Annotated in this window: 19 protein-coding genes; all 19 read right to left on the bottom strand. The window is 33.6% G+C overall.

Features of this window, described 5'->3' with window-relative positions:
- Positions 1–53: 53 nt before the first annotated feature.
- Positions 54–1,868: a polysaccharide biosynthesis protein gene (locus CQ058_RS15155; protein ID WP_105589837.1), complete on the bottom strand. Its 1,815-nt coding sequence runs from the start codon at positions 1,866–1,868 to the stop codon at positions 54–56.
- Between the two features lie 441 nt (positions 1,869–2,309).
- Positions 2,310–2,969 (bottom strand): CpsD/CapB family tyrosine-protein kinase, encoded by a 660-nt coding sequence (locus tag CQ058_RS15160; protein WP_002184562.1) that lies wholly within the window; start codon positions 2,967–2,969, stop codon positions 2,310–2,312.
- On the bottom strand, positions 2,959–3,657 hold the full coding sequence (locus tag CQ058_RS15165) for a YveK family protein (protein WP_044439499.1): 699 nt from the start codon (positions 3,655–3,657) through the stop codon (positions 2,959–2,961). The genes CQ058_RS15160 and CQ058_RS15165 overlap by 11 nt, the downstream gene beginning before the upstream one ends.
- Positions 3,658–4,215: 558 nt before the next feature.
- Positions 4,216–5,097 (bottom strand): UTP--glucose-1-phosphate uridylyltransferase GalU, encoded by an 882-nt coding sequence (gene galU / locus CQ058_RS15170; protein WP_002184560.1) that lies wholly within the window; start codon positions 5,095–5,097, stop codon positions 4,216–4,218.
- 61 nt (positions 5,098–5,158) lie between these two features.
- On the bottom strand, positions 5,159–6,832 hold the full coding sequence (gene tagH, locus CQ058_RS15175) for a teichoic acids export ABC transporter ATP-binding subunit TagH (RefSeq protein ID WP_002184559.1): 1,674 nt from the start codon (positions 6,830–6,832) through the stop codon (positions 5,159–5,161).
- Between the two features lie 15 nt (positions 6,833–6,847).
- Positions 6,848–7,651 (bottom strand): ABC transporter permease, encoded by an 804-nt coding sequence (locus tag CQ058_RS15180; RefSeq protein WP_105589838.1) that lies wholly within the window; start codon positions 7,649–7,651, stop codon positions 6,848–6,850.
- A gap of 5 nt (positions 7,652–7,656) precedes the next feature.
- Positions 7,657–8,853: a CDP-glycerol glycerophosphotransferase family protein gene (locus CQ058_RS15185; protein ID WP_105589839.1), complete on the bottom strand. Its 1,197-nt coding sequence runs from the start codon at positions 8,851–8,853 to the stop codon at positions 7,657–7,659.
- Positions 8,854–8,899: 46 nt separating this feature from the next.
- Positions 8,900–9,907, bottom strand: coding sequence for an NAD(P)H-dependent glycerol-3-phosphate dehydrogenase (locus CQ058_RS15190; RefSeq protein ID WP_002184556.1), 1,008 nt, complete (start codon positions 9,905–9,907; stop codon positions 8,900–8,902).
- A 124-nt stretch (positions 9,908–10,031) separates the two neighbouring features.
- On the bottom strand, positions 10,032–12,536 hold the full coding sequence (locus CQ058_RS15195; RefSeq protein WP_105589851.1) for a glycosyltransferase: 2,505 nt from the start codon (positions 12,534–12,536) through the stop codon (positions 10,032–10,034).
- Positions 12,537–12,667: 131 nt separating this feature from the next.
- On the bottom strand, positions 12,668–13,834 hold the full coding sequence (locus CQ058_RS15200; RefSeq protein WP_139211977.1) for a CDP-glycerol glycerophosphotransferase family protein: 1,167 nt from the start codon (positions 13,832–13,834) through the stop codon (positions 12,668–12,670).
- Between the two features lie 5 nt (positions 13,835–13,839).
- On the bottom strand, positions 13,840–14,235 hold the full coding sequence (tagD, locus tag CQ058_RS15205; RefSeq protein ID WP_070145571.1) for a glycerol-3-phosphate cytidylyltransferase: 396 nt from the start codon (positions 14,233–14,235) through the stop codon (positions 13,840–13,842).
- Between the two features lie 349 nt (positions 14,236–14,584).
- Positions 14,585–15,586, bottom strand: coding sequence for a rod shape-determining protein (gene mreB, locus CQ058_RS15210; protein ID WP_105589840.1), 1,002 nt, complete (start codon positions 15,584–15,586; stop codon positions 14,585–14,587).
- A 161-nt stretch (positions 15,587–15,747) separates the two neighbouring features.
- Entirely contained in the window at positions 15,748–16,020 is a 273-nt protein-coding gene (spoIIID, locus tag CQ058_RS15215) for a sporulation transcriptional regulator SpoIIID (protein WP_002089714.1), read from the bottom strand.
- Between the two features lie 309 nt (positions 16,021–16,329).
- Positions 16,330–16,464, bottom strand: coding sequence for a hypothetical protein (locus CQ058_RS15220; RefSeq protein WP_002016211.1), 135 nt, complete (start codon positions 16,462–16,464; stop codon positions 16,330–16,332).
- A gap of 141 nt (positions 16,465–16,605) precedes the next feature.
- Positions 16,606–17,529, bottom strand: a complete 924-nt coding sequence (gene spoIIQ / locus CQ058_RS15225) for a stage II sporulation protein SpoIIQ (protein ID WP_002191276.1) — start codon at positions 17,527–17,529, stop codon at positions 16,606–16,608.
- A gap of 161 nt (positions 17,530–17,690) precedes the next feature.
- Positions 17,691–18,398: an ABC transporter permease gene (locus CQ058_RS15230; protein ID WP_002191277.1), complete on the bottom strand. Its 708-nt coding sequence runs from the start codon at positions 18,396–18,398 to the stop codon at positions 17,691–17,693.
- A complete protein-coding gene (locus tag CQ058_RS15235; RefSeq protein WP_002191278.1) occupies positions 18,398–19,240 on the bottom strand; it encodes an ABC transporter ATP-binding protein in 843 nt (280 codons plus the stop codon). Before CQ058_RS15235 ends, CQ058_RS15230 begins: the two co-directional genes overlap by 1 nt.
- A 179-nt stretch (positions 19,241–19,419) precedes the next feature.
- A complete protein-coding gene (locus tag CQ058_RS15240; RefSeq protein ID WP_002191280.1) occupies positions 19,420–20,427 on the bottom strand; it encodes a LytTR family transcriptional regulator DNA-binding domain-containing protein in 1,008 nt (335 codons plus the stop codon).
- A 102-nt stretch (positions 20,428–20,529) separates the two neighbouring features.
- The gene (spoIID, locus tag CQ058_RS15245) at positions 20,530–21,549 is read right to left on the bottom strand and encodes a stage II sporulation protein D (RefSeq protein WP_002191281.1); all 1,020 of its coding nucleotides are present in this window, start codon (positions 21,547–21,549) and stop codon (positions 20,530–20,532) included.
- Positions 21,550–21,628 lie beyond the last annotated feature (79 nt).

A 21,628-nucleotide genomic window follows, 5' to 3' on the forward strand; every position in this document is an offset into this window, starting at 1 on the left:
TCTACATAGTAAAACATAATTCTAAGCATATATATGCAGATCAAAATCCATATTTACATCATATTTTGTGGAGTTATATGACTATTTGCCAATGTCAATACACGTTTTCTTAATTCCGTCTTCTCGAGATTCTTATAAGTTTGGAGAACTGCTTCAATTTCGTTTATACAAAGGTTCGATGTTTTACCTATATAAATTTTAGGATGAATTTGTTGTTCATGTATTTCTTCTTTTTTCAATAGTTCTTCAAAGAGCTTCTCTCCAGGTCTTATTCCAGTGAACTCTATTTGTATTTCTTCTAGCGAATTTCCTGATAATGTAATTAAATTTTTCGCAAGATCTACTATTTTCACAGGATCTCCCATATCTAACACAAATATTTCTCCACCTTTAGCTAATGCACCAGCCTGTATTACAAGCTTGGACGCCTCTGGAATTGTCATAAAGTAACGAATCATATCTGGATGTGTAACCGTAACTGGACCACCTTGCTTAATTTGTTTTTTAAACAACGGTATAACACTACCGCGGCTTCCTAATACATTACCAAATCTTACAGCCACAAACTTTGTATTACTTGTTTTGTCCAAGTTTTGAATTACCATTTCAGCAAGCCTTTTTGTTGCTCCCATTACACTTGTCGGATTCACAGCTTTATCTGTAGAAATCATTACAAACGTCTCGACCCCATTCCAGCTTGCCGCTTTTGCCACGTTTGTTGTCCCAATTAAATTGTTTTTGATAGCTTCTTCGGGGTTACGTTCCATCAATGGTACATGCTTATGTGCAGCGGCATGATAAACAACTTGAGGCTGATATTGACTCATTACTGACATCATTTTCAGATCATCCTGTACATCAGCAATTTCTGTGGTAACGACAATATCTGTGTCACCGTATAGCTCTTTCAATTCCATTTCGATAGAATAAATACTATTTTCACCATGACCTAATAAAATCAATTGTTTTGGGTTGAATTTTGCAATTTGACGACAAATTTCAGATCCAATTGAACCACCAGCACCAGTTACTAAAATAATTTTATTAGTAATAAATTCTGAAATACTTTCAATATCCAATTCAACAGGATCACGTCCTAATAAATCGTCTACTTGGACATCACGAAATTCATTCACTGAAACTTTTCCAGTCACTAAATCCTCTAGCATTGGAAGAATTTGTGTTTTTATTTTTGTCTTGGAACATTCTTGAAAAATCATATTTAATGCTTTCTTGCTAAGTGAAGGAATTGCTATTATGATGCTATCGATATCTAATTGCTGAACAGCAAATTCAATACGGTCAATTCCTCCAATTACCGGTATTCCAAGAATATCCAACCCTTGTTTCTTTATATTATCATCTATAAATGCCACAGGCAGTAATTCAGTATCATTACTATTCAAAAGTTGCCTTACAACCATTGTACCTGCAGAACCCGCACCAATAATTAGTGTTCTTTTTTTGTCCTCCCCTTTTTGAATATAAGCATCTCTGAACATCCGCCATAGAAAACGTGATCCTCCAATCAGTAAAATATGAATCATCCACGTTACAACAAGAAGACGGAAATAAATATCTTGAACCAATATTTGTTGTACTACTGCTGTTGTGATAACAGAAAGTGTGATTGCTTTTAAAATAATTAGCAATTCTCCTACACTTGCATACTCCCATGCTTTTTTATAAAGCTTATAAATAAAAGAAAAAATATGATGGCTAAATAGCAGCGTCATTGCACTCACTACGATGGGAAATGTTATGACATTGAAATCAGCACTTACTAAGAAGCGACTAAAGAAAACCGTAGTTAATACGATTAAGGAATCAATTAAAATTAATAAGGATAATCTCTGGCGATACGTCATAATAGGCCCCCCTCTCTAAATTTTTTATATATAATAAAAGGAAATCCTCATAATTGTTATCTTAGAATTAAAAGATTTATATATTGAATATGTCTAGCTAAACATATAGACAAGGAAAATAATCAATAACCAACTAATACAAAGTTCCTATCTACAAAATCCTTTAGAAAGACTTTCTAGACAAGAACTTCAAATAAGTTTGGGCATCCAACCCTCCCTCACACCACACTCTTGACGACTAACGTCTAAGGTTCTTCAACCCACAGTATGATCGAGTGTCTCCATTGATAGTGGTAAGGAGACATCACCGTACCCTATAATTTTTTATAGGTAGTCTTTCATTCTCTACTATAAAATATATGAAAAGCTTCTCATCCTTACGTCACCCATTAGGAAAGCGCTGTATTATTATTTTATGTATAATCAATTCTAATAAATCTCTTATACTTTTTTATTTAGAATAGCCCCTACAAGCTTTCCTTTTGTTAAATCTAAGGCCCTATTCGCTTCAACAACTGCTTCACTAGCAGTTTGATAGCAACTTAACACCAATAATACCCCATCACATTGACTAGCTAGTATATTTGTATCTATAACCTCAAGAAGGGGCGGAGAATCAAATAAAATAATGTCATACTGCTCTATTGCTTTGCTAATTAAATTTTGCATAGATGGTAAACTAAGCATCTCAGCTGGATTATTAATTTCGGGACCACTTGTCAATATATGTACATTTTTGATTTCTGTCTGCATTACCACTTTTTCTAATGCTGCTTTTCCCTCCAAAACATTTGTTAATCCAGATTTATTTTCCATTCCAAAAATCGCATGTAGTTCCGGAGTTCGCAAATCCGCATCAACAACTAAGACTTTTTCATCTCGCTGAGCCATAGAAACCGCCAAATTTGCCACAGTGGTGGTTTTACCTTCTCCATATCCAGGAGAAGTAATAATTATAGTTCTTGTTTTGTCCGTGCCAATTGCAAATTGAAGGTTAGTACGAATTGTTCGATATTCCTCAGCCATCTTCGATTTCGGAGCGATATGAGCAATTAAATGACTATTATCAAGGATACGGCTTTGCTTTTTATTATGAATCAAATGTTTTCCCCTCCACTATTACACTTTCTCTCTTACTTGTTTTATCTACTATATTATTTTTCTTCATTTGAGAAACACTTCCTAAAACGGGAACCGGTAATAATTTTTCAATGTTACGTTCCGATTTAATTGTTTCATCAAGAGAATCCAATACAAAGACTACTCCGATACTCAGTATAAGACCGGCAGCCAAGGCCATCTCAATCGCTTTTGCATGATTCAAGTTTATCGGTAAAGGATGCTCTTGTACTTTTGCTTCTGTTAAGATGCGGACATTCGAAAAATTTAGGATAGCATTGGCTTCTTCTTTATAAACATTTGCTGTAGCATTGGCAATTTTGACTGCCTGGGCTGGATTAGTATCTACAGCCGTAATAACAAAAACCTGTGACTCTTCAATCTTTCCAACACTAACCTGTCCATTCAATGCATCTGCTGATTTTTGCGAATTTAATTGCTGGGCCACTTTCTCTAAAACAATAGGTTCCTTTATCATCACTTTAAGTGTAGCTATAGCATCAGCATTAGCTGGAATGAGGATTCTTGCAGAAGACGCATATAAAGGCGTTTTCATGAAAATGCTATATATACCACCAATACATGCCGCTAATATCGTAATTACTGCAATAATCCAAAATTTTCTTTTTATAACATTAAATAAATTTTTTAAGTTTATTTCCTTTTCCATGTTTCCCCTCCATTACTGTCTATTTAACTAATAAAAAAGCTAATCGCTGGTAAATCAAATCGTATAACCTAAGTTAATTTTGATTATATCGAACATAATTTACTAAATCATAAGTAGAATGAATTTTCTGAGTATACATTTCATTCGGAAAATTCACTCCTTGTTTCTTTAATCTTAATATACTCATTTAATATTCATTTTAGTTCTTGATAATGAACCCGTCAATATAAATTTATACATCAAATCCAACAATTACCTTAGTATATTTAATTCAATTATCCTTATATAAATTCAAAAATAACTTCATAAATAATTATTTCAAATGAATTATTTTATTCATATATTGATATATTATAAAAACTATTTAAAACTGAATTAAACAATATCCTACAAGTTTGACGACTGAAAAAAAGAAGTATTATTAAAAAGCTAATTCCAAAAACAGATTCACCTTAACTGTTTACCCAACATATTGATTCTGATCCATAAAAATTTTAGCATCCTTTTCTACAAAAAAAGACTTCATTTCTAATGAAGTCTTTTTTGTATCGTTAAAGCTTAGTTACAAACCATTGCGCTTTCCACTAACTTTTTCATATAATCTAATAGCTCTTTTTTTAACTCTTCGTGTTGCAGTGCCATTTCAATTGTTGTTTGAATAAACCCTAGTTTTTCTCCGACATCATAGCGTTTTCCTTCGAAATCATATGCAAATACACGTTGAATTTCATTTAAACGCTGAATCGCATCTGTTAACTGAATTTCTCCGCCTGCCCCTGTTTGTTGATCTTCTAAGAACATAAAGATTTCTGGAGTTAACACGTAACGCCCCATAATCGCTAAGTTAGATGGTGCTGTTCCTTTAGCAGGTTTTTCAACAAATTTACTCACTTGATAACTGCGATCCTTTTGCTCTATCGGATCAATAATACCATAGCGATGCGTTTCATTCTCTGGAACAGTTTGAACACCAATTACTGATGATTGTGTATTCTCATATTGATTCATTAATTGGCGTAAGCACGGCGTATCCGCTTGAACAATATCATCACCAAGTAGTACCGCAAATGGCTCATTTCCAATAAATTTACGAGCACACCAAACAGCATGTCCTAAACCTTTAGGCTCTTTTTGGCGAATATAATGAATATTGATCTTTGAAGATTCTTGTACTTTTTCAAGAGTTTCATACTTTCCTTTTGATAGTAAGTTTTGTTCTAATTCAAAGGAATGATCGAAATGATCTTCAATTGCACGTTTTCCTTTTCCTGTTACGATAATAATATCTTCAATTCCAGACGCAATTGCCTCTTCCACGATATATTGAATTGTTGGTTTATCAACAATTGGTAACATTTCTTTTGGCATTGCTTTTGTTGCTGGTAGGAAGCGAGTCCCTAATCCAGCTGCTGGAATAATGGCTTTTTTTACTGTTTTCAACGGTTAACCTCCTATAAATATCCAAATACTACATGCTCATTTAATATAATAACAAACTTTATTACTTTGAAATATCTGAAATTGATATTTCATTAATTATCGAACCTATTAAAGAAAAGTCAAAGTCAAATTTATTTGATCGATAAATAAACAGCGAATTATCTTCAGCCTTCAATTGTGCTTCACCCAATTTTCCAAATAAATTTTCTTTTAATATTTTCATATTTTTAATATTTATCTTCTGAACAATTAATTGATTATTATATACTATATCAATATCTTCATATTGAACTAATGTTCCAACTGCTAATTGTTTTTCATTTTTTGAATTACCTACTATGTTAATTATCTCTTCTTTAGACTTTCCTAAAAAAGTAAGATACTCTTCTAAATTTGGAGTAATTCCATCTAATTGTTTTAATTTATCTAAAAATTCTTCATAAGGTATTGTTTGGTTATACGGAATCGATTTAACTATGGATTCACTAATCCAACCCTCTTCTCCATTCCCTAATGTAAATTTTAACCAATTAATATCTGATCCCATCTCTTTTTGCTGCTCTTTTACAACAAATGGAGTTCCAAACGATATCGTTCCAACTACTTGTCCATCTAAAGTTGGTGTACCCCTAACACGACCTTTTGCAGAGTTTACATACCGGACATCTAAAGATGCAAGTGGATTCTCCTCTTTTTTAGTACGTTCCACCTTACTTACTGGTTCTTTCTTCTGCTCTTTCGCCTGTAAAGAATATAGAATACTATCCTTTTGCCAGTAAGTTACCCCAACAAGTATCATCAATAACATAACACCAATAATAGCACTTAAGAACTTTCGTCCCTTTTTCTTTTTTGTATGATGTGGGCTTTGTTTTCCTAATAATGATAGGTGATCTACAACTTGAGCAGTGCCCTCTTTTTTCGTATCTTCATTGTTTATTAAATTTTTACCCGCCTGCTTCTCCATTGATTCTTTTTTAAACTTCTGCTGCTCTTCTCTACTCATAGCCCTGTACTCTTTTAAGAAGTTTTCATATTTCGGCATAATTTCTTGAATTGGACCATAGTCTTTAATTTCTCCATATTCTAACCATAAAGCCTTTGTACAAAACTTTTTCACTTGACCCAAAGAGTGACTGACGAAGAAGATAGTTTTCCCTTGTTCTTTAAACTCATTCATACGTTTCAAACATTTATCTGTAAATGTTTGATCACCTACTGAAAGTGCTTCATCAATTACAAGGACGTCTGGATTAATACTTACAGAAATAGCAAACCCTAAACGGGATTTCATTCCACTTGAGTATTTCTTGACTGGCATATCAATAAATTTTCCAATATCGGCGAATTCAATAATTTCCGGTGTCAACTTCTCAATTTTTTCTTTACTTAATCCCATCATCAAGCACTTTAGTTCAATATTTTCTCTACCAGAAAGTTGATTGTTCAACCCAGCTGCAATAGCAATAAGTGTAACTTTTCCTTTAATATCAATTTTTCCTTTTGTAGGTGGTGTAATTCCAGCAATTAAATTAGACATCGTCGACTTTCCTGAGCCATTTACCCCAACAATACCAATTACATCACCTTTTTGAGCTACAAACTCTAAATTTCTTAATGCATAAAAGTCTTCGCCAAATCCTCCAGGATATATGATATCCTTTAATTTATCTGAATTTTTACTGTGCATTTTGTATTTTTTTGTTACATTATGAAACCTGACTGATTCATTCATTTTTTACAACCCTCATTATAGATAATCTGCAAAGTGCTTTCTAAATTTCACATGTAATGCTGAGCCAATTAAAAAAGTAATAAAAACAAATCCCCAAAAATATAGCGCATAATTTATATCTTGGAAGAACCAATTTGTTCCTAATAAAGATGCCCGGTATCCATCAACAATATAGCAAAAAGGATTTAATTGCATAATCTTTTGGAAAATAGATGGTAGCCTTTCAGGAGTCCATACTATAGGAGTTAAATAAAATAACATTCTCATAATCGATTGAACAATCATTTGAGTATCTCTAACAATTGTCGCTAAAGTGGATGTAATTAGAGACAGTGAGCATACTAGCATAAGAGTGGCAAACATATAATAAACAAGCTGAATATAATGAATAGAAATTCCTTGTCCTGTTACTAAAAATAAAATTGTTATAACTCCTACAAGTATTACATGTGAATAAAAATTAGACATGATTACAAAGCTTGGAATAACGCTCATCGGGAAGCTCATTTTTGAAACCATATTTAACCTTGTATAAATTGACTTAGAAGCTTGCATCATTGCCGGATTTATAAAAAACCATACAACTAATCCTGCAGATAACCAATAGACGAAAGGAACTCCATTAACACCTTGTCCCCCTCTAATACCTAACCCAAAAACAAACCAATAAATACTCATCTGTATTAGTGGATTCAAAAGTTCCCAAGAAAGTCCTAAGTAATTATTATTATTTGTACTTTTTACTTGATAAATAGATAAACGTTTAATTAAATATAAACTGCTTATCTGTTCTTTCAATACCATGATCATTGAGTTCATCTTTACTATGCCTCTCCGAAAAATATTTTCCTTACAGCTCGTTTAGAAGCACCACCATCTTCTAAATAACAATACTTATTATAGAAACTATCGTATTTCTCTGCAAATTCTCCCAATCCATTTACTTCATACTTTACTATTTCTTCTAATACCGCTCTTGTATTCTTTACAATCGGTCCAGGGGCTTCTTCTTCCAAATCAAAATAAAATCCCCTTAATTTATCACGATAAGAATCAATATCATACGTATAGAAAATGATTGGACGCTTTAAATTTGCATAATCAAAAAAGACTGAAGAATAATCTGTGATTAACAAATCAGATATTACATATAGTTCGTTAATATCAACATGCTTGGAAAAATCGTAAACAAACCCTTTATATTTAACTAAATCAAATTTTTCTGCTACTAAATAATGCATACGTAATAAAATAACATAGTCCGATCCTAACTTACTTTGTAAGAGATCCAAATCTAGTTGTAAATCTAATTTATATCGTCCCTTACTATAAAATTGATCATCTCTCCATGTTGGTGCATATAAAATAATTTTTTTATCTATCGGTAAGTTATTATTCTTCTTTAAAGATTCTATTACTGAAGAATTGTTACTCTGATATAAAAAATCATTACGTGGGTAACCAACTTCTACGACTTCCTTTTGAAATTGAAATGCCCTTCTAAAGATATCTGTAGAATAGGTATTAGGTGAAAGCAGATAATCCCAATTTTGTACTTCAAGATGAAAATTATGCTTATATTTTTCCGTTGTCGTACCTGGCATATGTACTTCTTTCATATCACCAGCTAATTTCTTTAATGGCGTACCATGCCAAGTTTGGATATATACCGTATGTTTTGGTTTAGGTAACCATAAGGGCATTCTACTATTTGTAACCCAATATTTTGAACGCGCCAACAAAATAAACCAACGAATCGAGAACCTTTTTACATATGGGATATTTTCTTTATCAAATTGCACTGTATGGTTTTTATTTACACTCCATATCATTTCAAAATCCATATTATTTTGTAACATATATTCATATATAGCCCGTGGATTACAGCTATATTGTTTTCCAGAATAACTTTCAAATAAAATTAATTTCTTTTTGGGAGGCAAACAACTACAGAATAGAAATACTGCCTTACATAATTCCTTTACAATACGGTGATTTTTTATTCTTCTTATAAAACTCATGTCGTTTACACACCTTCTAATTCAGTCGCTTCATACTTACGATACATTAACGCGAAACCTCGCCTTTTCCCGTTCTTCCCATTAATGTGTCTACCTCTTCTTTTGCATTTTTCCCATTAAACAAAACATTATATATTGCATTCGTAATTGGCATTTCAATATTCATTTTTTCAGCTAAATGATACGCTGCCTCAGCTGTACGAACCCCTTCTACTACCATACCCATATTTTCTAATACTTCTTCTAAATTATGACCTTTTCCAAGTAAATTTCCAGCTCGCCAATTGCGACTATGAACACTTGTACAAGTCACAATTAAATCACCTACACCTGTTAATCCTGCAAAGGTAAGCGGATTTGCTCCCATCTCACACCCTAATCGTGTAACTTCAGTTAGTCCCCTGGAAATTAAAGCTGCCTTCGCGTTATCTCCGTAACCAAGACCATCTGAAATTCCTGCACCAAGGGCAATAATATTTTTTAGTGCCCCGCCCAATTCAACACCAATCACATCTCGATTTGTATAAACACGGAAATTTGTATTCATAAATAGCTTTTGTGTTTTTTCCGCAGCCTGTAAATGATATGACGCAGCGGTTACAGTAGTAGGATGACGAAGACTCACCTCTTCTGCATGGCTTGGTCCTGAAAGAACAACAACACTTTCTATTAACTCTTTCGGCATCTCTTCTTCAATCATTTCTGATATACGTTTAAATGACCCTGGTTCAATTCCTTTACTTGCATGAATAATTGTTATCGGTTGTTTTACGATGTCCTTCAGTTGCTGCATTACACTACGAATTGATTTCGTTGGGACAACTAATAATATCGTATCTATCCCATCCATTGCTTCCGCTAAGGATTCATACCCTTTTATTGTTTTAGAAAGCTGAATCCCAGGTAAATATGTTTCATTTGTATGCTTCTCATTAATTTCATGGATTTGTTCTGCTTTATTTCCCCAAATTCGCACTTCATGCCCATTATCCGCTAGAACCATAGATAGTGCTGTTCCCCAGCTTCCTGCACCAACCACTGTGATTTTTTTCAAAATAAGCCCCCTTTTATCACCTTAACAACGTTAAAAATATCACTATTTATGCAAGAAGCTAAGTGATATAAACATAATTCACTTAGCTTCCATATTTCATTATATTTTTTAATTTGATTACGCTCTACTTCTCTTTAAGAGTGCATATTTCATCGTAAAACATTTCAAGAGCATGCCCATTATATTTTTGAAAATCAAATTCTTTAAAAGATGTTTTACTTAATATAAACTTTTGCATCCCAATTACTAAACCAGTAATGTTATTTTCAACTAAATCCCCATAGCCTTTTTCCAAAATGCTCCTTGATCCTGCAATATCAGTAGCTATAATAGGCTTTCCTAATATTAAAGCCTCTAACAATACCATTGGTTGTCCCTCGTGATTAGACGAGAGAACAAAACAGTCACATTGATTAATAAGTAAGAAAGGATTACTCATTTGACCAGTAAAAATCACTTTGTCCTCTAGATTTTTTTCTCTCACTAAATTCTCTAATTCTTCTTTTAAAACTCCATCTCCAATAATATAAAGCCTAATATTATCATAGAGTTCCGTAACTTTTGCAAAAGCATGTATAAGCTTTTTCTGATCTTTTTCAGGTGACAATCTTCCCATATTAACAAAATTAATGTTCTCTTTTTGGGGCATTTCAATTCCTCTAATTTCAAGCTTACCATTTCCGTGAATATTTTCTTTTAATAAATATTCTTTCCCGTCATATTTATATATGTCGCCTTCTTCAATCTGTTTAAGTACTTTATTAGGGTCAATGGCATTATGGACATACACACCTTGTTTTAGTGTAATATAATCCTTCAAATTCTTCCTATTTAAGTTTCTTGTGTGTTCTGCAACAGCTACTATTTTATCAAACTCCTTATACAACGGGAAAATAATATTTAAATTAGCTCTATGCTTAAATTTACCTTTAATTTTTTTAGAGTATTCTGCCCACATATCATTATGTTGATAGATATTTCTCTTTTTAAAATCTCCAAACGCAAATAACAATGTCCAAAATGGGACATATCCACTAAAGTCAATAGCTATATCAAATTCCGCATTACCAAATAACCTTGAAATTTCACGCTTGTATAGTTGCTTTGGTAGCGCCTTCTGAGCTCTTTCATTCTTTAGCCCCATTTTCATAACATAATTATTTTGATAAGATTCTTTTAAAGTGGTGTTTAAACTACCTACTCGATAAAATCTTTTCACATTCGAATTAATTTGATTGAAATTATCTCTTGAAATTTGATCATACTTCCCTTTATCAATAACTGCCACATTGTATTTTGAGTAATCAATATTATTTAAAAGGTTAATAACTGATGTGGTAATTCCATTATTCAAAAACCCACCACAGTACATTAGAATATTTTTCTTATTCTCATTTGTGACTTTATATACATTCTCCGTATGTTTTCCTCGGAAAATAATCTCAATCGCTCTTGCTGTAGCATTTCCATCATCATGATAGCAATATTCTTTTAATATTTCTTGGTATTTAAAACTGTAATCATTTTTTACACTCTCAATTTTTTCAATACTACGAACAACTTCGTCTACCGTATAGCATATTGGACCTGGCATATCTTCTAATTGAACGTATAAACCTCGTTGCTCTTCATACGCTTCCTTATCATACGTTAAGAAAATGATTGGTTTTTCTGTTACCATATAATCAAAGAATATACTAGAGTAATCTGTTACTAAAACATCTACTATTGACATCAATTCATTGGAATCTACCCAATCTGGTATACAAATCTCTCGTAAGCTTTCATCATCTTTAATAAATTTATATGTCAATGTATGGACTTTTAACAGGAGTTGATAATCACTAGGTATTTCAGAATACATTTTTTTCACAATATTGTTAATCTCATCCTTAATATTACTTACCTGATTTACTCCTCCTCTCCAAGTCGGTGCATATAAAATTATCTTTTTCGTTTCATCAATTTCTACAAATTCCTTTAAATATTCTCGTACTTCTTCCGGGTTTACTTGTAGAGTGAGGTCAATTCGAGGATAACCTTCATCGACAACATAACCATTGTATAACCCTTCTAAATCATGTGAATTTACAATGGTATCTGCAGTAAATTTATTAGGATTTAATATATAGTCACAATGCATAAAATTTCTTTGAATATTTTTATGTTGCCCTATTTCGCCCTTCATATCCTTTCCTAATGTTTTAATAGGTGTTCCATGCCATGTATTAACATAGATTTGTCCCTCTTTTTTCTGGAAATAAGGTGGGAATGTAGTATTGTTAATTAGATATTTCGCTGTTGTTAAATATTTTAAATACTCTTCACTATGAACTTTAACGAACTTAACATTTTTTTCATTTTCATAACGTTTAGCATAAAAATTATTTCCATCATTTAATGCCCAAACATGTGTATAATCCTTATACTCTGGATTATCAATAATTTTTTTAAAGATTGCGTATGGACTATCTGTCATACCTTTACCATGGAAAGATTCATATAATATAACTTTCTCATCCAAGTCTAATTTCACATAAAAATCAGTGTACTTAACAGTTCTCTTAAACCCTTGGTCATTCGAATATTTTTTCAGCGGGCCTGATAAAAAATTAATACGATTTTTCATTCTGTTAATCTTTTTCTTGAGTTGCAATATTAAAACCCCTCTTTAATTCATTTATAAAGTATACTTCCTATAAAAAGTCTTTTATCTTTTCCTCGAACACATCCTTATTATAGAAATGCATGACTACCTTACTATTTCCCTTTAAAAAGCATATTTACAAAGTGCTTACTTGAATCACCTATCGAATACTCATTCCATTTCAAAGTAAAATTATTTATACTATCTATTTTGAACTTACCATCTGTTATCACCTGTACCACCTCCTCAGTTGTATAAACAACTGGTCCTGGCACATCAGATATATAATCACCAATAGTCCCTCTTTTTTTCATATATTTCTTTAAATCGTATGCAAAAAAGATCATTGGTTTATTTAATAAGCAGAATTCAAATGGTATGGAGGAATAATCAGTGACTAATATATCCGTCACTAGAAATAGATCATTTATATTTGGATAAAGGGAATAGTCATATAAAAATCCCGCATACTTTTCCTCATAATTACATATGTTTCGTATTGCTGGATGTAATTTAATGATGAGAATATACTCACCTTTCAATTGCCTATACATCTCATCGATATCTAGATGTAAATCAAAATCTACTAGTTCTTTATCCCTAAAAGTTGGCGCATATAAAATAACCTTTTTATCTTTTAGCTTTGGATTTACTATAAAAATATTATCTTTAACTTTCTTTTGTCTCTGTTCATCAAAAAACAAATCTGTCCTCGGAATACCTGTTTTTAATATATTATTATCCGATAGAGCAAAAGCTTTCTTATAAATGTCAGCAAGCGCTTCTGACCCTACAACAATTTTATGGAAGTTTTTATAAACATCCATAAATCTGTTTTGAGCTCGTAGACTTCTTTTTTTTAAAGACGGAGCTAATAATCCGAATTTTTTAAAAGCACCTGCTGCATGCCATATTTGAATACACTCTACGCCTTTTTTAAATTTAATTTTTGCTAGCGATCCAAAATAATTATCAACAATGACATATTGAGAAGTAGATAAATGATAGACGGATTTAATAGTGTGGAATATATTCCTTGTTTCAAATTTATAAGATTTCACATTCGAGTAGTTGTCCACTTCATATTTACATGTAGATTTATATAAAAAAACCACCTCACAATTTATACCTTGGCGTTGCATTTCCTCATAAATAAAAAATAAATTCTCACCATAAGACATAATAAAAGTTACTTTCTTTTTAATTGGAAACACTTTCATCATACTATGTAAAATTGCAACTAAGATGAGATAGATTTCTACCATTATTTCTCTAATCATTTATTTTATCTAGCAACTTGCACTAGTTCCTTTTTAATTTTTGTTGTTGAAATTCCAGCTGTACGTGGTAAATAGACGACTTCACAGTATTCACTTAATTCGTCAAATTCCCCTTCCCAATCATCACCCATAACAAATGTATCTACGTCATGATTAACAACGTCTTTTACTTTCTGCTCCCAATTATGCTCAGGAATCACCTCATCCACATAACGAACTGCTTCTAGAATCATTTTACGATTCTCATAGCTGTGATAAGACTTTTTATTTTTTAATTTGTTAAATTCATCTGAAGAAACAGCAACAATTAAATAATCCCCTAAATCTTTCGCTCTCTTCAATAAGTTAATGTGTCCCCAGTGCAATAAATCGAAAGTCCCATATGTAATAACCTTTTTCATAATCGCGCCCCCTGTGAAATGTTCTTTTTTTATAATTATTTACTTTAGAAATATATTAAAATTAGAGCTTCCCTTGCACCTATGCACGATAAGAAGGTCTCAAATTCCCCTATGTAAATCCAAAACAAATTTACATAGATTTTACATCAAGTTCACACGAAATTCACAAGGATGATTATAACATAATTTTTATTTACAAACTATGACAATAACCTAACAACTATTGTCACATCTAGTTTAAGAAAGCGCTTTCTTTTCTGGCATTACAAATCTCCTCTTACTTTCTTTTATTTACAAAAAAAGTGCGAAGGAACTATTTCCTTCGCACTTTTTACTACCCTTTATATAACTATTTCAACATACGACGTGGCAATTTATCAATGTTCTCTAACATAATACCGGTACCAACAGCAACACATTGCATTGGGTTTTCAGCAATTAATACTGGTAATTTTAACTCTTCTGCTAGAAGCATGTCGATACCGTGTAATAAAGCTCCACCGCCTGTTAGAATAACACCACGGTCAATAATGTCCGCAGATAGTTCTGGTGGTGTGCGCTCTAGTACGCCTTTTGCAGCTTGTACAATGATAGCCGCGTTTTCTTTTAGTGCTTCTGTAATTTCTTCAGAGCATACTGTAATTGTACGTGGTAAACCAGTTACCATGTCACGTCCGCGAATTTCAAGCTCTTCACTACGTGCACCTGGGAATACTGTACCAACTTCAATTTTAATATTTTCTGAAGTACGTTCTCCAATCAATAGCTTATACTTACGTTTAACGTAGTTTAAGATCTCCATATCAAACTTATCGCCAGCCATTTTGATAGAGGAAGAGGTAACAATATCACCCATAGAAAGTACGGCAATATCTGTTGTACCTCCACCAATATCAACAACCATGTTTCCGCTTGGCTGGAAGATTTCCATACCAGCACCAACTGCGGATACTTTTGGTTCTTCTTCTAAAAATACTGTTTTACCACCTGAACGTTCAGCAGCCTCACGAATTGCTTTTTGTTCTACAGATGTGATATTTGTTGGACAGCAAATTAAAATGCGAGGTTTTGAAAAGAAGCTCTTCACGTCCAATTTGTTAATGAAATACTTTAACATTGCTTCTGTAATTTCGAAATCTGCGATTACACCATCTTTAAGCGGACGAATTGCTACAATATTACCAGGTGTACGTCCCACCATACTTCTTGCTTCTTCACCTACTGCTAATACTTTTCCACTATTACGATCAATTGCCACAACAGATGGCTCATTTAATACAATACCCTTACCTTTAACATGAATTAATACGTTAGCCGTACCTAGGTCAATTCCGATATCTCGCGCAAACATTCCCGTCATTTCCTCCTCGATATTCAAAATCAGGTTACACCCGAATTCTTTTACACCTAATTTCTGATTTTATCACAAATTTAACAGAAACGTAATATTCGCAAAAAGAATTCTTCTGAAAAATATTACCGAATTTGCAAGGAATGTTTGCTATTTTAGATTTATTGGCGCACAGGGTTTTCAGTATCTTCTTTTCTATACTTCTGCTTTGTTGCTTCTCCCCCTCTTAAATGACGAATAGACTTATGATAATCAAGAATTTCTTTCACTTCATTTGCGAGCTCTGGATTAATTTCTGGCAAACGTTCTGTTAAATCTTTATGGACTGTACTCTTTGATACCCCAAACTCCTTTGCGATTACACGCACTGTCTTTCTTGTCTCCACGATATACTTGCCAATCTTGATAGTTCTCTCTTTGATGTAATCGTGCACACCACTCGCCTCCCTAAATTGGATGTGAGAAGTGTGAAATGAGACTCGCTGCATACGACTATGAAGTAAATGTGAGTGCTGTTTGTAAGCGTTAAACATTCTTGGATTTATAATGAAATGATTCACGATTTCTCACCTCAAACACTCTCTTTGCATTGGTTTATACCATTGTATTGCCCGCACTACTGATATATGCTACATGTTCACTATTTTTGCGGACTAAGTTAAGAAAAATTACGTTTTTTTGTGAGAAATACGTTAACGATGACAATTATGGCGAAAAAAAGTGACACCTCTTTATAAAAGGTGTCACTCTTCTCTTTCATATTCTTCTTCTAACAACTGATGGTGGGGGACTTCTTTCTTACCGGCAATATAATAATATAAAGCGAATAAAACAAACAATAAAATGATAGCAATCGACAGAACAGATAAAAATGACACAGTATCCCCTCCCTTTTGTAATATATATTCGAGAATCTCGTCATTTTTCCTTGTTATTGCAACTTTTTTCTCGAAATTGATTATTTTTATATAAAAATAAAAAAATCAGCTCTCCTAATGAGAACTGATTTTTTTACTTTATTATTCTTGTGAAGAAGAACCGTTAGATGATTCTGTAGAACCATTCGTTGATTTTTCTTCTTTTTGAGATTTGTCATCTTGTTTGCCGTTCGTCTCTTTATCACTAGTCGAACCGCTTGTTGATTTCTCTTCTTTTTGAGACTTATCTTCTGTTTTACTTTCTGGTTTCGTGCTTGTTGACTTTTCTTCTTTTTGAGATTTGTCATCAGCTTTTTTACCAGAAGCATTCGTCGCCTTTGCAGCACCTGCATCAGCTTTAATTTCTGCTACTGATTTATTTAAATAACGCTCAGGGTTCACAGCCACATTGTCTTTACGTACTTCAAAGTGAACGTAAGAACCTGCATCTTTATTCATTGCATTTAGACCTGATTTTCCTAACACTTCACCTTGCGCGACTCTTGCACCTTTTTCTACTTTCACACTGCCTAAGCTTTGATAAGATGCCGCTACACCATTTCCACTATCTACTGTTACAACATAACCAAGAAGTGAATCTTTTTCAGCTTTCGTTACTGTACCACTTAAAGCAGCTGTAACATCAAATTCTTTTCCGTTTTTCGCAGCAATGTCAATTCCTTTATTCGGGGAATATGTGTTGTTATAAAAAACAAGTGCTTTTTCTTGTTCCGCCTCTGATGCTGCATCTTCATAGAATTTCTTCTGTACTACTACTTCTGCATTTGCTGCAGTTGGCATTTTCACTACTTCTGAAGATTTTGTTACTGGTACTGCCGGATCTTCCGTTTGTGTATACGGTGTTGCTTGATCTTGGTTCGGAGCTTTCTTTGGATTAGCTCCCTGGAACCATAGCGCAACCATTAAGATTACCGCTGCACAAGCAATGTATAGTGCCGGAAACACCCATCTTTTTTGAAATAAATGTACTACTTTTTGCGACTTTTTACTATTTCTTCCTCGCATTCCATCATCACCTCAGCAATCATTTTGAACAATATTCATTCATCCTATACAACCTATAACTAATTACTTTTCGACAAAATCTGTAAAATTATGTATAGGAATTGTAAAATTTCCGAGGAAATGATAGAAAAAGGAAAAAACTGAGCGTTTCAGCTCAGTTTTTAGTCCATTTGTTTCTTTCTATAAATAAAGAGCGTAATAACAAGTACTGCAACTAACCAAATAGTTATATTCAATAAATTACTAGCAATTGCACTAAAACCTTCACCTTTTATAACACTGCTAACTGCAAGACCGATATGACGAGTTGGTAAATAACCAATCATCTTTGTAACAACTTCATTCTTCACAAACATTCCAATTAAATCGCCCAAAAGAAATGTCATTAATATTGGCAATCCAATTGTTGAGGTTTGTGGCACATTTTGAGCTAATAATCCGATACAAGTGCCAATGAGATTAAATATTAGCATTCCAAGAACAAAGATGAGTAATAATAATGCAAAATTACCTTCTAATTTACCTAAAATAAGTAGATTAATAAAACAAATTGCAACTGTAATCAGACCTGTTAATGAACTTTTACCAATTAATACTTCAATTGATGATGCTGGTGATAGCATAAGAACACGAAGCGTATTTTTTTCTTTTTCTTCAGCGATGAGCATTGCCTGTACAAAACCTCCGACCATAACTAACGCCATCGCAGTTAATGTACCTGCCCCAACTTCTCTAAAGTTATCTGCACGACTAAATAGTATTGCAAAGAAAACTGGCATTGCCATCATAATTAAAGTTTGTGAATTCGTTTTAAAATCCTGTAACTCTTTCCGAAAAATAGCTGAAAATCGTCTCATTGAAAATGTCATTATAATCCCCTCCCAGTAACTTCAATAAAGATATCGCCTAGCGTTGGTTCGTGTGAATGAATGGATAGTAATTCACCTTTTTTCATCCATTCTGAAATACGTTTTGCACCTAATTCGTCTTTTTGCACTACTTCTTTTTGCTTATCTTTTAATACGACTTGTATTTGATCTTTCGCGTATTGTAGGCGAAGGTTCTCTGGTGTATCAAGCGCTACAATTTCTCCGCCGCATAGAAAGGCGATGCGGTTACAAAGCGTTTCTGCTTCATCCATGTTGTGCGTTGTTAAGAAAATGGTTGTTCCTTCTTTGTTTAAGTCTTTTAAGATTTTATGAATGTTTTGCACGTTTACTGGATCAAGTGCGGATGTTGGTTCATCTAAGAAGAGGATATCTGGTTTATGAAGAATTGCCCTTGCCAATGTGACGCGCTGCTTCATTCCTTTTGATAGTTTCTTTACTGGCATTTTTTTATCATCTAATAAGTTCACTTGTGCTAGTACTTCATCAATTCGTTCTTTTTTACAATCGTATAAGTCGCAAAATAATAGTAAGTTATCATAAATGCTAAGTCTTTCATATAAGCCGCTATTGTCTGTTAAAATACCGATTCGTTTGTAATCGATACTACTTGGTCCTGTAATATCTTTCCCTAACACTCGTACTGTTCCAACGCTATGAAGCAATTGAGAAGTTAAAATCTTTACTGTTGTTGTTTTCCCGGATCCACTTGGTCCGAGGAATCCAAAGATTTCTCCTTGCTTCACCTCAATATTTACATTTCGAAGGGCCGTTTTTCCATCGAAACTTTTCATTACATCTTTCATTTCAATTGCCAATGTCATTTCGTCATCCCCTTTGTTTTTCTTTTTATAGATGAAAGTCGCTTTAGCGCTTTTCGTTTGTTTGTTTCGCTTTTCTTGACTCAATCATATGAAAAACAAAGGGTAGGCGCAGTAAAATACCGATAAAAGGAGTATTTTTACCGGTGAATGGATCGTATTTTAAGCTTATTGGAGCATTTTCATAGCCCAATTACACCTTTTAACTCATCCATTCGTCCCTTTGAAAGCGGAATTGAACTTTTTCTTTCGTCATCCAAAATTAAACTAAAACTATTACGTGTCCAAGTAATGACTTCTCGTACTCTTTGTAAATTGACGAGGTACGAGCGATGACATCTAAAGAATCCAAATCCTGTTAATCTCACTTCTAGTTCACTTAATGTTAATGCGCATACGAAATCCCCTTCGCGCACATGAATATGTGTCACTCCGTTTTGCGTTTCAATGAAATGAATCTCCATCGGATCCAGTAAAATGATTTTATCATTCACTTTCGCTGGTATTCTTTCCAGTTTCATTTGCGGAATCATTTGAACTACTTTTTCTTCATCGACTTCTTCAACTTCCTCTTGCTCTATTTCTATCTTTTTCACACCATCGTTGTTTAATATGTACACATCTTCTGTCAGCGAAAGGGCATCTGATAAAAAGGAGGACGTAATAAAGATTGCCTTTCCTTGCTCTTTCATTTTCATAATCGCTTTTCGAATAATGATCGTACTCTCTGTATCGACATTTTGCTCTGGCTCTTCTAAAATAACTAAATCCGGATTATGAATCATAACTCGCCCAAGATGAAGACGGCGTTTCTCTGAAAATGATAGTTTTTCTATTTTAACGTTCAACTTATCTAGGAGACCGACATATTGTACTACTTCTTCCATACTCATGTTAGATTCATAAAGCCCTAATATAAACTTGAAGTACTCCCTCACCTTCAAACGATCGTATGCTTCATCTTTCAAAAAACAAAAACCAATGCGGGAATAATTCTTCTTTCCAATCGCTGTGCCTTCAAATAGTACATTCCCAGTTGAAGCTGCTTCTTCACCGATAATGATGCGGTGCAACACTTTAGCTGTATGATTATTGCATTGCAAAACAACACATTGTCCTTTTTCAACCTCCAGTTCAATTGCCGGTAACTGGTTCGTCTTCCCTAACTGTTTCAACTCCAGTAGCGCCATTTCGTCTCCCCCAAATGTTTTTATCCTATTATACCAAACAATTAATGGAAAATTATGATATTTTAAACAAAAAAGAAGTAGGTATCAGGAAACCCCTGACACCTACTTCTTCACCATCAATTTCCCTTCATACTCGTTCATCGTCTTTATTTCAATACCTTTATAATAATGAGCGACTATCTCTGTATATTTCTTACCTTCTCCTGCCATACCATTCGCGCCGTACTGGCTCATACCGACGCCGTGACCGAACCCTTTCGTTGTAACGGTGATGTTATCCCTTTCTTGTTTCCACGTAAAGTCTGAGGAGCGTAAATCTAACTTTTCACGAACTTGTTTTCCTGTTAATGTTTTCCCTTGGAACTCTACATCCTTTACTCGCTTTCCTTCCGTAAGGTCTTTAATATTACCAACCTTTCCGTTTGCTAGTACTTTCACACCGAGACGTTTTTGAAAATCAGCTACTGTGAATTTTTGCTCACTCGTAAATTTTGGAGAGGCTTGATCCCACGGACTATCTACGCTTTTCAAGTACGGATAATCATTCCCCCAATAATCAGCTGCATTTTCTGTTCGTCCGTTACTCGTTGAGAAGAAGGATGCTGAAATTGGTTTTCCATCATATGTTAAAACTTGTCCTGCGGTTTTCGAAACGGCTTCCTCAATTTTCTTTAAATTATTTTCGTAGTTATTACCCCATTGTTTCTTTAATTCCTCTTTGCTTTTGTACACTTGATCTTTCACTGTATCTGTCACATCCGCGTTGTTTTTCTTACCTCCGCTTAGCATACGCTGCACTACAAATGTTCTTGCTGCTAATGCCTGCGCCTTTAGCGCCTCTATTTCAAAGCTGGCATTCATCTCAGAAGCTACTACACCGGCCACATACTCCTCCATAGGTAATGTTTCTACCTTCTTCTGCTGATCACGATATACAGCAACTTGAACCGCTGTATCCACTTTCCCTGGAGCTGGTATACTTTCTATCGCTGGAGGAGTTTTAGAAGCTGCTTCTTCCCCTACTTTTGCTTTCGCAAACGGAATAACAAGAGCAGCAGGTACAATGATAACGAGCGCTATTAAGAGCGCTACTGTAATGAAAAGTGGCTTTGAAAATTTCATCCTATTCCCCCAATATAAAGTTGGATTCCTTTCATTCTTATGGAAATACGGGATCTTTTAGAACATACTTGGGGGTATC

It is taken from the genome of Bacillus sp. MYb56, assembly GCF_002976445.1.
In the GTDB taxonomy this organism is placed as follows: Bacteria; Bacillota; Bacilli; order Bacillales; family Bacillaceae_G; genus Bacillus_A; species Bacillus_A mycoides.

Coding starts and splice junctions, on each gene's coding strand:
- CQ058_RS15155 (WP_105589837.1), bottom strand. CDS start 1,868: ATGACGTATCGCCAGAGATTATCCTTATTAATTTTAATTGATTCCTTA.
- CQ058_RS15165 (WP_044439499.1), bottom strand. CDS start 3,657: ATGGAAAAGGAAATAAACTTAAAAAATTTATTTAATGTTATAAAAAGA.
- tagH (WP_002184559.1), bottom strand. CDS start 6,832: ATGAATGAATCAGTCAGGTTTCATAATGTAACAAAAAAATACAAAATG.
- CQ058_RS15180 (WP_105589838.1), bottom strand. CDS start 7,651: ATGAACTCAATGATCATGGTATTGAAAGAACAGATAAGCAGTTTATAT.
- CQ058_RS15185 (WP_105589839.1), bottom strand. CDS start 8,853: ATGAGTTTTATAAGAAGAATAAAAAATCACCGTATTGTAAAGGAATTA.
- CQ058_RS15195 (WP_105589851.1), bottom strand. CDS start 12,536: ATGAAAAATCGTATTAATTTTTTATCAGGCCCGCTGAAAAAATATTCG.
- CQ058_RS15200 (WP_139211977.1), bottom strand. CDS start 13,834: ATGATTAGAGAAATAATGGTAGAAATCTATCTCATCTTAGTTGCAATT.
- tagD (WP_070145571.1), bottom strand. CDS start 14,235: ATGAAAAAGGTTATTACATATGGGACTTTCGATTTATTGCACTGGGGA.
- mreB (WP_105589840.1), bottom strand. CDS start 15,586: ATGTTTGCGCGAGATATCGGAATTGACCTAGGTACGGCTAACGTATTA.
- spoIIQ (WP_002191276.1), bottom strand. CDS start 17,529: ATGCGAGGAAGAAATAGTAAAAAGTCGCAAAAAGTAGTACATTTATTT.
- CQ058_RS15230 (WP_002191277.1), bottom strand. CDS start 18,398: ATGACATTTTCAATGAGACGATTTTCAGCTATTTTTCGGAAAGAGTTA.
- CQ058_RS15235 (WP_002191278.1), bottom strand. CDS start 19,240: ATGACATTGGCAATTGAAATGAAAGATGTAATGAAAAGTTTCGATGGA.
- CQ058_RS15240 (WP_002191280.1), bottom strand. CDS start 20,427: ATGGCGCTACTGGAGTTGAAACAGTTAGGGAAGACGAACCAGTTACCG.
- spoIID (WP_002191281.1), bottom strand. CDS start 21,549: ATGAAATTTTCAAAGCCACTTTTCATTACAGTAGCGCTCTTAATAGCG.